Raw genomic sequence first — 16900 nt, 5'->3', positions numbered from 1 at the left:
TACCTAGTACGAATTTATTTAATTACCTAAGTAATATTAATTACTCCATGTAAATCTATACTCTTGATTTTTTCTTACCAAATAAGAAGTGGCTTCCTATAGCACCAGCCATTAAAGTAACTCCTACAAAAGTGAATATGTATGTACCCATTCCACCTGTAGATGGTAATTGACTTAATTTTGTATTTTTGATTATTGAAGTTTTTGTATCATCTTTAATTTCTTTAATGCTTCCATCTTGTTCATAGGTTGCTGTATATGTTGATGTATTTTGATCATTAATTGTTATACTATAACTCTTTAAAGTACCTTCTGGATTATATGTAGCAGTAATCTTTACTTTTTGAGGTGTGTTATTTAAAGCATATCCTTCTGGAGCTTTAGTTTCCACTAACTCATACTCACCAGTAGCTAAACCAGTAAATTTTAATTTACCACTATTATCTGAAGTTGCAGTAAGTACTTTTCCTGGCGTTCCATTTTTAGGTGTTAATGTAAATTCAGCCCCAGATAAAGGCCCTTCTACCTTTTGACCAGTTTCCATTACATTTTCTGTTTGTTGATCTAAAACTTTACCAGTTTCATCAACTTTTATAATTTCTCTTGTTACCTTATTTTTATCTTGTCTTGAAGCAAATAAATCAGCATCTATACCAAATGTATATTGATAAGTACGATCATGTATCTTAGTACTATCTTTTGTTGTATCTGGATTATTACTATATTCTAAAGTAACATCGTTTGTGTTTGGATCAAAGTTGTATTTTGCATCATTGTTTAATTTTGCACTATATGTAACAATAACTTCTTTTCCACCATTTGCAAGAATATAATTAGAATTGAAATCTATTTTTATGTTTTGAGCATCTGTTTTTGTAAATTTAAAAGTATTTTCTCCTTCTTGAATGACTTGTCCATTTACAGTCACTTTGATAGAATCATCATTGTAATCTAATCCTTCGCTTAATTTATCTGTAATAATATATTTTACATTAGTATATTCTTTTGAATATCCTGGAATAAGTGCAGTTACTTTGAAATTAAAATTTTCACCAACAGCTTGGTCTGCACCTTTATTATTACCATTGTGTGGATTTTCAATTTCCTTTTTTATAGTAGGCTCTATTTTTTTAGCCCATGCTTCAGTACCATTTAGGTTCCAATTTGTATTAGCATCAATTAAGCCTTGTTCCATTGAATTATCGCTACCACCTTTATTGTAATAAATACCTAATAACATTGGATTATAAATAGTAGTACCTTCATCTTTAGGAGTAGCTATTACTAACCAATAACCTGCATTTAAATTTGCTGTATAAGTTGTTTTATCTTCTCCAGGAGTCATTGTAATTTTTTCATTAGATGGTAAACTATTTAAAGCATTAGTATCTTTTGCAATTGCAAGAATTTCTTCTTGAGTTGGTTTTGTTGGATCTTTAATATTTAATCCATTTCCCAAAGCACTATTGAAAACATAACTAATAAACCCATTCTCATTATAATTTCCTTTTACAATTTGATATGCAGTTACTGTACTTCCTTCTGCTACATTATGTACTGTTCCCAATGCTTTATCATTATCACTAGGAGCTTGTCCAGCAGCTTTTACTACTTTACTTGTTAATGGCGAGCCAAAGCTAAGAAACATAGCAAAAACAGCTAAAAATGAAATCATTTTTTTAATTAAAAAATTTCTCTTATCCATACTTAATAACCCTTTCTTATTTTTATTTAAATAGATTCAAAAATATAACATTAAAAATATGTAGGGAATATTCTAATGTACATTTTTTATACTACCAATTGACTAAACTCAAATAAAAATTCCTAAATAACATTGTATACTAAACAATATTTACTATTTATACACATTATATTATTAATTTGAATTATAGTTAGTTCTTTTTTTTTTTTTTAGAAAGAAAAAAAAAGAACTTTATCTGATAAAATTTCTCATAAAAAAAGTATGCTGATTATTTAATCAGCATACTATAAATCTTATTTTTTCTTAAAATTTAATTTTAATATAATGAATTTTTAAATCTAATATATTTTTATACATTGCATATTTTTAATAATTTTTATATTTCTTATTTTAAATTTTTTATTCTCCAATTAAAACAATATTTTCTAAGTCTAATTTATTAATATATTTCATTAAAAAGTAATATTCTTAAATACTTCTATTATTTCTATGGAACAAGCCTTTTTCTATCTCTAGTAATTAAGGTTGCTTCTCTAACATTTTCTAACCCTAAAATTCTTGCTGTTATTCTTTCTAGACCGATAGCCAATCCACCATGTTTAGGCATTCCTAATTTAAATAACTCTAAATAACTTTCATAACTATTAGGGTTAAGCCCCTTATATTTCATATTTTCTACTAGCATTCCATAGTCATGTATTCTTTGTCCACCTGTTGTTATCTCTATTCCCCTAAACAATAGATCAAAACTATGAGTTCCATTCTCTCCTTTAGGCATTGTGTACATTGGTCTTTTTTTTCTTGGATAATTAGTTAAAAATAGAAAATCACTATTTAGTTTTTCTTTTGCATACTTATATAAAAGTTTTTCTGCTTCTGGGTCTAAGTCACCATCTAAGTCATTTTTATTATACTGTTCTTTTAATATCTCTATTGCCTCATTAAATTCTATTTTAGGTATTTCCTCATATATAACAGGCAATTCAACTTGTAATAACTCTAGATATTCTTTTCCTTTAATTCTTAAAGAGTTTAATATAAATTTAAGTAAATTTTCTTCTAAATTCATAATGTCAAACTCATTTTCAATAAATCCAATTTCTAAGTCCATACTTACATATTCATTAAGGTGTCTATTGGTATTATGTTCCTCAGCTCTATATGCATGACCAATCTCAAAAACTCTTTCAAACCCTGCACCAACCATCATTTGCTTATAGAATTGAGGACTTTGTGCTAAATATGCTTTATTTTCAAAATATTTCACCTCAAAAACTTCTGTTCCACCTTCAGCTCCCTCTTTAACAATCTTAGGGGTATGAATTTCTGTAAAACCTTCTTTATTTAAAAACTCTCTAAATGAGTCTGTTATTATATTTTGAACTTTAAAAATAGCATTTATCTTTTTATGCCTTAAACTTAACATTCTATTATTGAGCATAGTATCTAAATTTATATCTAAAGTTTCTTTATTTACTTCTATTTTTAGCTCTTCTTTTGCCTTATTTATAATCTCTATATTTTCTACCTGTATTTCAAAGGAATTTAATGAATTTTTACTCTCTTTTAATGTTCCTTCAATAGAAACTACAGATTCTACAGTTAAATTTGATAAATCAAGTTTTTCATTTTCAGCAACACACTGAACTAATCCAGACCTATCTCTTATAATAATAAACGTTATAAATTTTAATCTTCTAATTTTATATATCCATCCCTTAATACACACATTTTCATTCAAATGATTTTTTAATTCATTTATTAAACTTCTTTTCATAATTTTTACCTCCAAAAAAATATCCCCTTGAGTAAAAACTCAAGGGGCAAAATAATTTCGCGGTACCACCCTTTTTAATAATGTTTAATTGAATTAAAATAAAAACACTATATAGAATGAGCTCTTTTCTATATAAAAAAAGCACTCACTCTCATAATAGAAGCGAATGCATATATTCACGGTGCCATCCTAATTCAACAATGTATTAATACATTATCATCTCAGATCCCTGTAACGGAGGAAAACCGTCTCATCCTACTTAACACTTCAGATAAGCTTCTCCAGAATGTCTTTCAATATTACCTTTCTCATAGGCTCACACCAACCCTACTCGCTTTGCATACTAAGTATATATTTACTCTTCCTTTCAAAGAATTTACTTTTTTGTATATTTTATTAGAATAATTTCAATTTGTCAATATTTATTTTTCTACTAAATATATATTAATTTTATTTAATATTTACTCTATTATTATAAAAAAATTCTTTGCTTATTTTAATGAACTTCTCATAATTTGAAAACATTGCAGGATGTCCACCTTTTTCAAAAATGTAATATTGACCATGTCCTATCTTTTTAATAAGATCTTTATAGGTATTATTAAAAAAGTCTTTATTATTTAAGCTTAAAATATCATCTTCTCTACTTCCAGTCATAAGTATTTCAGCTTTTAATTCATTTAACGGTTTATGAAAAAACTTACCTATTTTCTTTTCATGCTCTAAAGTCATTTCAGTATCTTTATCCACTATGCTTTCCCAATCATCTCCATTCATGTATTCATAAAACCCTCTAGCATTTTCATCCTTTTTAGAAAATTCTCTTTCTTTGACTATGTTTTCAGTATATGCTTTTAAAGGTACTTCTCCTTCAAAGCTATCAGCAATCAATTTATCAACTAGATCTGGTGCCTCTAAAGCGGCATTAATTGCTGCCAATGCTCCTCCACTACTCCCTATTATGTAAACATCTTTATATTTCTTTTGTCTTAAAAATTCAATAACTTGCTCTCCTTGATCATACCAAAAATCTATTGGAAATTTATCAAGTCTATCTGATTTTCCATGTCCTAAAAAGTCTAATAAAATCACCTTATAATCTGATGAATACTTATCAACAATAAGAGAAAACATCTTTGAAGAAGCCGTATTACCATGCAAAAATAATAATGGTCTTCCTTCACCTATTTCTTCATAATAACAAGATTGATTTTTATATTTAAAATATGCCATACTCAAACACCCTTTAGAATACTTTCTTTTAAAATAAATCATTTATAAACAACTTTTATACAAATAATATTATAACACAGCTTAGTAAACGATTAATAAAGAAGCTATTTGCCATTATTCACCTCTTAATTTTATTTAATATAAATTATTATATGATATAATATTTTATCAAATCAAAATTATTAATTTGATTTGATGAATTTATAAATATAAAATAGAAAAAATAATAAATGAATTTAACTAAAGAAAGGAGATAGAGCTGTATAGAAATATAAAAATAAAACTCAAAAATAGTATGAAGAGAATATCTAGATAAGCTTTAGAATTAAAATTATTACGTAGATGATATTACGTTAAGAAGCTGAGACTGTTAATTTCTTAGGAATACAATCTCTCAAAGTTCGATTGCATAAGTTCAAAATTCCAAATTAAAAATTTGGTCTTTCACTTAAGTTTCGAAACTTTAGTAATATCTTCGGAGTAATAATTATAAATTCTTAGCAAAATCTAGTAATTATAGGAATATGTTTGTGTGTTTTATAAAAAGGTTATTTTTTAGATGCAGCTATTTAATCATAATGACAAATATCTTAGGTTTAATATTATCCTTAATACTTATAATGTATCTTGCTTATAAAGGGTACTCAACAATAATAACAGCTCCCATTGTAGCATTAGTAACTATACTTCTTACTACTGGATTAAATGGACATTTAATGGCTAGTTATACTGAAATATATATGTCTGGCTTTGCAAGTTTTATAAAAAATTATTTCCCTCTTTTTATGACAGGAGCAATTTTTGCAAAGTTAATGGAAGAGGTAGGTTATGCTAAATCTATAGCTCACTTTATAACTAAAAAACTTGGAAAAGAAAAATCAATACTAGCCGTTGTTCTTTCTGGAGCATTACTTACTTACGGTGGTGTTTCCTTATTTGTAGTGGCATTTATTCTTTATCCAATTGCCTCTACATTATTTAGAGAAGCTGATATTCCTAAAAGACTTATACCTGGAACAATAGCTCTTGGAGCATTTACTTTTACAATGACTGCTCTGCCAGGTTCACCAGAAATTCAAAATGTTATACCAATGAAATATTTTGGTACAGATACTTTTGCAGCACCATTTATAGGATTATTAGCAAGTATTATGATGCTAACTCTTGGCATGATATGGCTTACACGACGTGCAAAATCAGCTAAAGCTAAGGGTGAGGGATATGGAAATCATAATGATTCAATGGTTAATGAAAACTATGAAAACTTACCTAGTATATTTAAAGCAATAATTCCTATAATAATAATTTTTATAGTTAACTTATTCTTTTCAAAAGTTTACTATGAAAATATAGATGGAAGCTACCTTAAAGAATTTAATACAACTTTAAGTAATGTTTCTGGAACTTGGAGTGTAATAATTGCTATAGTTTTAGCAGACTTATTTTTAATAATAACTAACTTTAAAAAAATAAAAAACTTAAAATCAGTATTAGATAAAGGAGTTACTAACTCATTTAAACCACTATTAAATTCTAGTGCCATAGTTGGATATGGAAGTGTAATAAAATCACTAGCTGTGTTCACTCTTATACAATCAGTTATATTTGGAGTTTCATCAAACCCAATAATCTCTGAAGCTTTATCGGTTAACTTAATATGTGGACTTACAGCCTCAGCCTCTGGAGGACTTGGAATATCTTTAGATGCTCTTGCTCCAACATACTTACAGATGAGTCAGGCTATGAAAATTTCACCAGAAATCCTTCATAGAATAGCCTCTCTATCTTCTGGAGGGTTAGATACTCTTCCTCATAATGGAGCAGTTATTACTACTTTAGCCATTTGTAGTTTAACTCATAAAGAAGCTTATAAGGATATGTTTGTAACCTCTGTCCTTATTCCTATATTTACAACAGCTGTAATAGTCTTATTAGTTTCTATGAAATTTGCTGTTTAATACTAAAATTTTAAATATTATTTTTTAAAACTTAACAATAAAACTTACAAATATATTTTTAAAATTACTAGCTTCACATAATAATTATATTAATTTACATGTGTTCATAAATCTTAGCTAGAAATTCTATTTATCATATTTGTAAGTTTTATTTTTATATTTTGATACAGCTCTTTTACAGTTTTTATTCTATTAAAAAAATGCTATTAAGTTCTTTAGCTAAATCTTTTACTATTGTCATAATAGGTTTCAATTAGTTAAATATTAACCAATTAAAAACTATCCTTCACTTATCTAGCCCTTGAAGTAGTACCTTCTTGGTTAGTATTATTATTTACATTCATAATATTATTAATCACCTACAAGGTCTTTAGTAGCTGGACTTCCTATTAATCTTCCCTTATAATCAAATCTTGACCCATGACAAGGGCAATCCCATGTTAATTCATCTGCATTCCAACTAAGTTGGCATCCTAAATGGGTACATTTTGTTGATACAAAAAACTCTTTTCCCTCTTTATTTTTATAAACCCCAACCTTCTCACCATTATATTCAATAATTCCTCCATGCCCATTTTTAATATGCTCTATTTCGCTACTTGGAATATATACTTTTTGAGCAATAAAATTCTTAGCTGTTTCAATTAAATCATTAGCAATATTGTTTATTGATAAAGATAAATCAAATCTTCTTGGAGAAAATATTTCTGAAAAATCATTCTCTTTTTCTAATATCATATCTGATATTATCATGGCTGAAACCATAGAACTTGTCATTCCCCATTTATTAAATCCTGTAGCAACATATATATTTGGAGTTTCACTAGAATATCTTCCTATGTAAGGTATTCCATCTATAGTCATACAATCTTGAGCTGACCAATAATATTTTTCCTTTGCCTTTGGATATAACCTTTTAGCAACTTTTCTTAATTCATCATAACTTCCACCCTCTTCATTTTCTCCTGTTCTATGACTTATTCCTCCAAGTAATAATAAATTATTATAAGTTCTGAAAGAATAGCCCTCTTTATTAAGGTCTATATACATTCCATCAATTTCACTTGTATTTTCCAAGGCTAAAACATAGGATCTTTCTTGATGCATTTTCATAAAATAATATCCAGGAGCATTCATTATTGGATAATGAGTGGCTACTACTATATTATTCGCAGTTATGTTTCCTCCACTTGTAACTACTAGATTTTCTTTTATTTCTAAAGCTCTAGTATTTTCATAAATAACTAATTCATTTGAGATACCTCTTAAAAATTTAAGTGGATTAAATTGTGCTTGATTATTAAATTTAACAGCTCCTTTAATCTTAAAAGGTAAATTTGCTTCCTGAACAAATTCGGCATCAATGCCAAGGTTTTTAGCCACTTTTGTCTCTTCTTTAAGAACATCTACTTCATTTAAAGAATAAACATATGCTGGTTTTTCTTCAAAATCACATTCTATTCTCTTATCTTCAATGATTTCTTTATATTTTTTTATTGCAAGCTCATTTGCTTTTGCATACTGTCTAGCTTTTTCTTCTCCAAACTCTGCTATTAATTTACTGTAAATTAAATCATGTTGAGATGTAATCTTCGCTGTGGTATTTTTTGTATTACCACTTGCTATTTCAGCTGCATCAATTACAACTACCTCTCTCCCCTTTTGCTTTAACATATATGCTGTCAATATCCCTGCTATTCCAGCTCCAATAACTAAAACATCAGTTTTTATATCTTTATTTAAAGCTTCTCTCTTTCTAAATTTACAACTTTCACTCCATACAGATTTCATAAGTTCACCTCATTTATTTTTATAATATATAAGATATATTTTGCATATTTACATAAATATATTTAAAATACCACAAAAATTTTAAAGGAGAATATCCTTTAAAATTAAATTCACACATAATATAAACTAATAACTTATTCTGAAATTGTCCTATGTGTTAATGTGATATGCTTTAAAAATAAGCTAAAATTTTTCATATAAACAATTACTAAAAATAAACTGACAACAATATTCAAATTTAATAATTCAGCTAACAAATTTAGAGTTCCTATGTAATTTTAAAATCTAGTTATTAATTAGACCTATATACGAAAATAAATTTAAATTTGGTATTAAGACTAAAATAAAAAATGCTATCTTATATAGTGTTTTCAAGCACTATATAAGACAGCAATTATTCTTAAAAATTATTATATTTAATTATCCTATATATTTTCTTTTACAAATTTTAAGTAAAAATCATAAGAAAATTCTTTTTCATTTAGTCTATATTCTTCATCTAAATCAGGGCCACAACTATTTGATCCTATACCACTTTGTTTATAATCTACAATTAAATAAGTTGCCTCCTCTTCATGAAGCTCAAAATTATGATTTGCATTAGTTAATTGATTTAAAGAAAAGTGTGAAACATTAAAGGTAAAGTCATTTTCTGATAAAACATAAACCTTTCCTTTTTCATTATTAATAGCTACTTCTCTACAATAATGATGACTTCCATTTTCTTGAGGTCTTATATAGTCTTCATGCATTTCAGAAACCTTAGAATTAAATCTTCCTAAATAACAAGATGAATTTTTGTCCACGTAATTTTCATGTGGTCCAAATCCAAAGTAACTTACCTCTTCATAGGATTTATTAAGCTTAAGCTCTACACCAAACCTTGGTAAATAAGGTGTTTTCATATTTTTATTTCCTTTAACATTGCACTTAATTAACCCCTCTGAATAGATACTCCATGTTACATTAATATCAAGGACTCTTTCTCTATATGGTGGTATCAAGCTTAAATCGCTAGTTATCTCCACCCTATTTGAAAACTCCTTAATTTTACTATTATACACTCTTGTAGTAATTTGATTAAAGCCAGCTTCAATCCACAGATTTTTAATCTTTCTATCATTATCTGTAGGTGCTCTCCAAATAATAAATTTCATTGGATTATCTATAAATGTTTCTCCTAATGCTTGAATAAAATCAAAGGAACCTGTATTTTTATTATAATTATAAATAAACTCATTATTTATAACTTTAATCTTATTAACTGTTTCTTCTACATAAAATTTTTGTTCATTAATAGTACTTTTTAAGATTTTATCAACAGATGAGATATTATCTACTCCATTTTTTATGATAAAATTGTCAAAGCCTAGAACTTCACCTTTTTCATAAAGATGATTATTATTTTTCACTTTATACTCAAATAATATAGTGATAATTCCCTTTGGTAATTCTGATAGGCTTAAATCATACCATTTTTCTTCTTTTGCTTTTAAGCTTTCTATATCTATATCATCTCCGAAAATTATTTCTCCATCTAAAAATACTTTATAGGTAACATCTAAGAATTCACCAACATCCCTAAAATCAAGCATATTTTTAAGCTTAACTCTTTTCTTAATTTCATCAAATTCTATGGCTCTTATAGGTCTATTGATATTTTTATATTCTAATAATCCAGTATGAGGAGTTCTATCTGGATAAACTAAACCATCAACACAGAAGTTTCCATCATGATTTTCCTCTTCAAAATCTCCTCCATATCCATATGCTTTTTTACCATTAACATCTTCATTAATAAGTATTGCATGGTCACACCATTCCCAAACATATGCCCCTGCAAACTGGTCATACTTTTGTATCATTTCATCATAATCTTGTAATCCACCAGGACCATTTCCCATAGCATGTGCATACTCACATAATATTAATGGCTTGTCTATTCCTTTTTCAAAATAATCTTTGATTTCCTCTATACTTATATACATACGACTAATAACATCAATATTTGTAAAGTCATTTTCTCTTTCTTTGCTAGCATAATGAGCACCTTCATAATGAAATGGACGTGTAGGATCTAATTTTCTAGCATATTCTAATCCCCTTTCAAAGTTACATCCAAATCCTGACTCATTTCCAAGAGACCACATGAAAATACAAGATTTATTCTTAAAAGGAACTATAGATGAATCAACTCTATCAATAATAACCTTTTCATAAACTTTATCATCAGCTATCATATTATAATTATCTAAATATCCTAATCCATATAGTTCAACAACCCCATGAATTTCAATATCTGCCTCACTCATAACATAAAAACCATATTCATCGCATAACTCATAAAAAATTGGAGATTTAGGATAATGAGCTGTTCTTATAGAGTTAACATTACACTCTTTCATTATTTTTAAATCTAGAATCATATCATCATATGTCATAACATATCCCTTAGTTGGATTACTATCATGATGATTAACTCCTCTTAACTTTATTTTTTTATTATTAATTTTTAAAACAGAGTCCTCTATTTTAATTTCTCTCATACCTATTCTTTCTTTTATAACCTCATGCTCTGTTTCAATTAATAAGGTATATAAATTAGGTATTTCAGCACTCCAAAGTTCTACATCTTTAATATTGATTTGGACTTTATTATTATCTATATCTCCAGATGCTATCATGTGATTATTAGGATTTAACAAATAATATTTCCCTTTTGGATTTTCTATATTAGATAAAACTTCAAGATCTAACTTTCCTTCTTTAACTGAAAAATCTATACTTTGAGTTATTTTATAGTCAACTATTCTTTCCTTTGCTCTTCTTAATATATATACATCTCTAAAAATTCCAGACATTCTAAACTTGTCTTGATCTTCAAAATAAGTTCCATCACACCATTTTAAAACTAAGACTGTAATTGTATTTTTACCCTTTACTAAAAATTCTGTAATATCAAACTCAGATATGCTATGAGATATTTGGCTATACCCAACAAAGTTCTCATTTATCCAAAAATAAAAGCAGGAATCAACGCCTTCAAAGTTTATATTATAATCATAATTTTCAGGAAGTATTTCAATTTCAAAATCTCTCTTATAAATTCCACATGGATTGTTTATAGGAACAAACGGTGGATCAAAAGGAATTGGATATTTTACATTAGTATATTGATTATAATCATATCCATTTAATTGCCAAAGAGATGGCACATCAATATTATCTGAAAAACTAATTTGATTTATATCATCAAACTCTTTCACTTTTTGTAAGCTATCAAAGTAATTAAATTCCCATTTACCATTAAGTGAAAAGAAGTTAACTTGCTTACTTCTATCTTTAATATTTAAAGCCTCCTCAGTATCCACAAAAGGAACATAATAACTTCTTCTTGGCATCATATTTACATGTAGCTTAGAAATATCTTCATGGTATTCATTTTTTAATATCATTTTACCCTCCCAATACATTTAAAATAATTATGTATTCATGAAACATGATTATATATTTAAGAAACATAATTCCATATAAATCATCTTTCAAAATAGTTTTTACCCATAATTAAATGTTAATATGTAAATTAATCTTTTAGAATAGTTAAAAAGTTCTAAAATATGTTATAATGTTTCTTATAATCTTATAAATTTTAATAACTAATATATAAATATGTTTCTTTGAAATATTCTTATATTCAGAAGAATTTATTTTAAAATAAAAAAGATTGTATACGAATATATTACTTTGAAAAACTCTCATGTAAATGTTTAATATAAGACTACTATAAAATTAATTAATTTTATAGGTTAGGAGGTACAAATGCAAATATTGTGGAAAAAGTATGTTAAAGAAAACTTTGAAATGAATGTAGATGAATGTGGTATAGAACAAGGTATACCAGGATTAGGATATAACTATGAAGTATTGAAAAATGCTGTTATTCATTACGTAACTAAGGGATATGGTACTTTTAAATTTAATGGTAAAGTATATAATTTAAAACAAGGTGATATCTTTATACTACTAAAAGGTATGCAAGTTGAGTATGTGGCTTCTATTGATGATCCTTGGGAATACTACTGGATAGGATTTAGTGGTTCAAATGCTAATGAATATTTAAATAGAACTTCTATTACTGACTCTTGTGTTGCTAATTGTGAAGAAAACTCAAAAATTCCACAAATAATATTAAATATGTGCGAAATATCAAAAACTTATAATCCTTCAAGATCTGATGACATACTATTACTAAAAGAACTTTACTCATTATTGTACGCACTTATAGAAGAATTTCCAAAACCTTTTGAATACAAAGATAAGGAATTACACACATATATTCAAGATGCCCTTAATTTTATTAATTCTAATTATATGCATAGCATAACTGTTCAAGAAATTGCTGATTATGTAAACTTAAGCAGAAGTTATTTATATAAAATGTTCATAAAAAACCTTGGAATTTCTCCTCAAAGATATTTAATAAATCTTAGAATGTACAAAGCCACTCTTTTATTAAAAGGCACTAAACTTCCTATAGGAGAAGTTGCAAATAGTGTAGGTTATAGTGACTCCCTGTTATTTTCAAAAACTTTTTCAAAACATTTTTCAATGTCTCCACTAAATTATAGAAATAATCAAGTAAATAAACCAAGCATATAACTTTAAAATACCGCTTTAAAACACATAAAATTTCAAAAATAAAAAGTATAACAGAGGCGTAAATTAAAACCTCTGTTATACTTTTTAAATATTTTATATTGATCTTAACCTATTCTTGTAACACCATTTTTCAAGTCATCAACTATAGCTTCATATTCTGCCTCAGATAAATTATATCTTCTTAGTAGCATAAAGCTTACTATTACAATGGCACATGGAACTAAAGTCTGTATTAAATGAATTCCATTTAAAGTAAATGTAGATTGACTTGAATCTGCTGTGTAACCAATATATGCTAATATGTATCCACATAAGGATCCCCCAATAGCACTAGCAATCTTACTTTTAAATATATTTAATGAGAATATCATTCCTTCTGATCTCTTTCCTGTCTTCCATTCACCATATTCAACACAATCAGCAACCATTGATGTTAATGTAATATAACCTGCTCCATCAAAAATTCCACTTATAAAATTTATTACTATCATTAAAGGTAGTGAAGAATATGATAGTAAAAATACTAAAAATGATCCTGCTGCACCAGCCAATAATCCTAAAAGGGCAGTATTTCTTTTCCCTAATCTTTTTGTTAAAAATGGTGACATTACTCCACCTAATATACTTGCTCCCATACCAACTGAACTAACTACTGGAATCATCATTTCTGCATTAAAATTATATTTTACATAATATATAGCTATTGTATTTTTTATTGATCCACTTAGTTCTAATACTAACATTGATAATAAAACTATTCTTAAAGGCTTATTTGTTTTTAATAAACTTATAAATTGTTTAAATCCTTGTTTTTCTTTTTTCTTTACAACATTATCCTTAATTTCTCTAATTCCAAAGGCAGTAATCCAAGTAAATATAGTAGCAAAACAAACATATATTATAGCCACAGTTTGCCAGTTTCCAATTATTGATACAAGCGGAATTGTTGAAGTTAAAATTATAAAATTACCTACATAGGCTACTGTTCTTGCTGATGTAACAATCTTAGTTTTTCCTTCTGAAGATCTTGTAATATTGGCAGATAATGACCAATATGGTATATCCATTGCAGTAAAGGATATTCCCCAGAAAATATATGCTATGTATATCCATATTATTTTACCACTATAACTTAAATCTGGTGCTGAAAAGCACATGATTGTTGCTATTCCCATGAAAATAGGAACAATAAATAGATACGGTCTACTCTTTCCTATTTTAGTATTAGTATTATCAACTATAACCCCCATTATAGGATCTGTTATTGCATCTATAACTCTTGCCACCAAAAACAACGTTCCTATGGCAGCTGCCCCTACTTTAAAACTATCTGTTAAAAAGATTAAAAGATAGGAACTAATCAATGCATATATCATATTATTTCCTAAACTTCCCATACTATAAGTAATTAAAGTTTTTATGGAAACATCATCACTTTTGTCTGCTTTTTTATTTATTAATGTATTCAAACCATCACCTCTATATTCCAATAATAAAATCTTATAAATACCCGTTTAATTAAACTATTAAAAAGAAATCGATTTCTTAATCTTCGTTTATATTATTACAAAATTTTTCTATTAATCAAATAGAATTAAGTTTCTAAAATATTGATTTATATTTCCTAATTAATTTGCTCTTTGAAGTTTTCAGACAATTATTTTCAATAAAACCTTTTGTAATATTTGTTTTTAGAAATTTATTTAAAAGTTAATTAAATAATGATAAGTGTATTGCTAATGAATCTTAAATTATTGAAATATAAAAAAGGCTGTAGTTTAAAACTACAGCCTATAACATTTCAAAATTATCTTCTATTTTGTTGTTGTTTCTTAGCTCTTCTACAAGACATACATCTTGTTGGCTCGTTATCGAATCCTTTTTCTTTGTAGAATTCTTGCTCTCCTACTGAAAATACGAATTCACTTCCACAATCTCTACATGTTATTATTTTATCTGACATAAACATTCCTCCTGAAATTAAAGATTCTAAATCGATATAATAATCTCTAATTTACGAGAAACTATTTACCTAAATGAAACTTTTTTTGTTAGCATTTTTGCTACTCTCTTATAGTAACACACTATTTACTTTAATGCAATTGTTTTTTAAAAATAATTATTAATAAAAAGTTTTTTGCCATTTTATATTTATCTAATATTGTGTAATCTACATAGAATTCATTTAATAAAATCTTTAATTAATGTATAAAAAATACTATACTTAATAATGAAAATATATTAATTAGTTTAGATTGAGGAGTTTATATATGAGAAAAAAAGATATACTTGAATTAAAAAAACGTCTTAAAAAAGACCATTGCACTTTTACTAAAATGTGTGGATGCTATGTCAATGGAGAAAAAAATATTATATTAAAATTTAGAGAAACTTTTCTTAACTTAGATGAAGATGAATACTTTAAATATTTAGAAATTGCTAAAAAAGTAATGTCTGGAACTATTGGAAACAATATTTTAGAACTTAACTTTCCACTAAATGATTATCTTGTTAATGAGAGACAAGTTTCCCTTATGCAATTAAAAAATAGTCAATTAAAGGATGATGAACTTCTTAATGATTTTTATAAATTAGTCATAGATAATTATGATTACACAGGTAACTTTTTAATACTTCTTTTCCATGATGCTTATGATGTTATCACTAAAACTAAGGATAACCTTAAGGTAGATGAATCTGAAGAAGTATATGAATATATTTTATGTGCAGTATGTCCAGTTTCTCTTTCTGGTCCTGGTCTTAGATATTTTGAAGAAGAAAATCAAATAAAAGCACGTATTAGAGACTGGGTGGTTGAAGCCCCTGCTAATGGATTTGTATTCCCTGCTTTTATAGATCGTAGCTCAGATGTGAATTCTGTTATGTATTATACTAAAAATGCTAAGGATACTCATCCAGAATTAATGGAAAATGTATTAGGTTGTACTTCAAAACAAACTGCTACTATTCAAAAGCAAACATTCCAATCAATTATTAAGGATTCTTTCTTAGATGAAGAAAAAGCAGAAAAAGTATTTATGGAAGTACAAGAAAATTTAAATAATATGATAGAAGAACATAATTCTATGTATGAAGATACTCCTGACTGTGAACCTATAGCTTTAACAGATAAAGATGTTCAAAATATATTAATAGAAAGTGGAATTTCTGAAGATATCACTAGTCAGATTGAAAAATCTTATGTAGAAAGCTTTGGAGAAGATCTTCCTTTAGCTGAAAACTTAATTGATAATAAAACTCTAAAAGCAAATGAACAGAGAAAAAAAGAAGAACATCTTGAAAAACAAGTGGCAATACTAAAAACTAGACTTGAAGAAGTGAAAAAAGAAGCTGCCATGGACAAGGAAGACGATTCTCTTACAGAAAATGATGATTTAGTTTCTGATGAAACTTTAGAAAATAACTCAGAAGAAATCTTAAAAAGTAATTTAGAAGAATCTGAAGATAATACTACTATTAATAGTGAATATGATATTGTACTTCAAGTAAAACCTGAAAAAATACCTGAAATAAAATCTCAAATAATTGATGGTCAAAAATGCATAGTTATTCCTATTAATGATGATGAACAAACTACAGTTAATGGATTAGATGATTTAATTTAGATTAGTTGAAAATAAGGTAATATGAATTTAATACCCTATATTGGTTATATAACTGGAAATTTATTTCCAGTTATATTTTTATTCTTTTCTTCAACTATTATTTTTCACTCTAAATAATATCATATATCAAAAGTTATTTTGAAATAGACCA

Annotated in this window: 10 protein-coding genes and 1 other annotated feature; of the genes, 3 read left to right on the top strand and 7 right to left on the bottom strand. The window is 26.8% G+C overall.

What is annotated here, in order from left to right:
• Positions 1 to 55: 55 nt before the first annotated feature.
• The 3 genes from ACYUCG_RS01005 to ACYUCG_RS00995 all read right to left on the bottom strand — a co-directional run bounded on the left by ACYUCG_RS01005 (position 56) and on the right by ACYUCG_RS00995 (position 4715).
• Complete coding sequence (locus tag ACYUCG_RS01005; protein WP_004459559.1) at positions 56 to 1705, bottom strand: isopeptide-forming domain-containing fimbrial protein; 1650 nt, start codon at positions 1703 to 1705, stop codon at positions 56 to 58.
• Between the two features lie 487 nt (positions 1706 to 2192).
• Positions 2193 to 3482: an aspartate--tRNA(Asn) ligase gene (gene aspS / locus ACYUCG_RS01000; RefSeq protein ID WP_460267879.1), complete on the bottom strand. Its 1290-nt coding sequence runs from the start codon at positions 3480 to 3482 to the stop codon at positions 2193 to 2195.
• Positions 3483 to 3637: 155 nt separating this feature from the next.
• Positions 3638 to 3862: a binding site (T-box leader), on the bottom strand.
• Between the two features lie 70 nt (positions 3863 to 3932).
• Complete coding sequence (locus ACYUCG_RS00995; protein ID WP_460267878.1) at positions 3933 to 4715, bottom strand: alpha/beta fold hydrolase; 783 nt, start codon at positions 4713 to 4715, stop codon at positions 3933 to 3935.
• Positions 4716 to 5293: 578 nt separating this feature from the next.
• Here ACYUCG_RS00995 and ACYUCG_RS00990 point away from each other — a divergent pair.
• Entirely contained in the window at positions 5294 to 6673 is a 1380-nt protein-coding gene (locus tag ACYUCG_RS00990) for a GntP family permease (protein ID WP_460267877.1), read from the top strand.
• 351 nt (positions 6674 to 7024) lie between these two features.
• Here ACYUCG_RS00990 and ACYUCG_RS00985 read toward each other — a convergent pair whose 3' ends face one another.
• Together ACYUCG_RS00985 and ACYUCG_RS00980 are read right to left on the bottom strand one after the other, a co-directional pair.
• Positions 7025 to 8464 (bottom strand): FAD-dependent oxidoreductase, encoded by a 1440-nt coding sequence (locus ACYUCG_RS00985; RefSeq protein WP_460267876.1) that lies wholly within the window; start codon positions 8462 to 8464, stop codon positions 7025 to 7027.
• Between the two features lie 425 nt (positions 8465 to 8889).
• A complete protein-coding gene (locus ACYUCG_RS00980; protein WP_460267875.1) occupies positions 8890 to 11919 on the bottom strand; it encodes a glycoside hydrolase family 2 TIM barrel-domain containing protein in 3030 nt (1009 codons plus the stop codon).
• 364 nt (positions 11920 to 12283) lie between these two features.
• On the opposite strand from ACYUCG_RS00980, the gene ACYUCG_RS00975 reads away from it, so the two are divergent.
• Positions 12284 to 13123, top strand: a complete 840-nt coding sequence (locus tag ACYUCG_RS00975) for an AraC family transcriptional regulator (protein WP_460267874.1) — start codon at positions 12284 to 12286, stop codon at positions 13121 to 13123.
• Between the two features lie 104 nt (positions 13124 to 13227).
• On the opposite strand, the gene ACYUCG_RS00970 is transcribed toward ACYUCG_RS00975, so the two are convergent.
• A complete protein-coding gene (locus tag ACYUCG_RS00970) occupies positions 13228 to 14592 on the bottom strand; it encodes an MFS transporter (RefSeq protein WP_283678808.1) in 1365 nt (454 codons plus the stop codon).
• Between the two features lie 338 nt (positions 14593 to 14930).
• Positions 14931 to 15086 carry a zinc-ribbon domain-containing protein gene (locus ACYUCG_RS00965; RefSeq protein ID WP_139932974.1) on the bottom strand — a complete coding sequence of 52 codons (156 nt, stop codon included), beginning with the start codon at positions 15084 to 15086 and terminating at the stop codon, positions 14931 to 14933.
• Between the two features lie 307 nt (positions 15087 to 15393).
• Between ACYUCG_RS00965 and ACYUCG_RS00960 the strand changes: the two genes are divergently transcribed.
• Positions 15394 to 16749 carry a DUF4317 domain-containing protein gene (locus ACYUCG_RS00960; RefSeq protein WP_460267873.1) on the top strand — a complete coding sequence of 452 codons (1356 nt, stop codon included), beginning with the start codon at positions 15394 to 15396 and terminating at the stop codon, positions 16747 to 16749.
• Positions 16750 to 16900 lie beyond the last annotated feature (151 nt).

Source organism: Clostridium sp. CTA-17, assembly GCF_054767895.1.
Note: the sequence above shows the minus strand (reverse complement) of the source record. Positions and strands in the feature narration are given on the sequence as shown.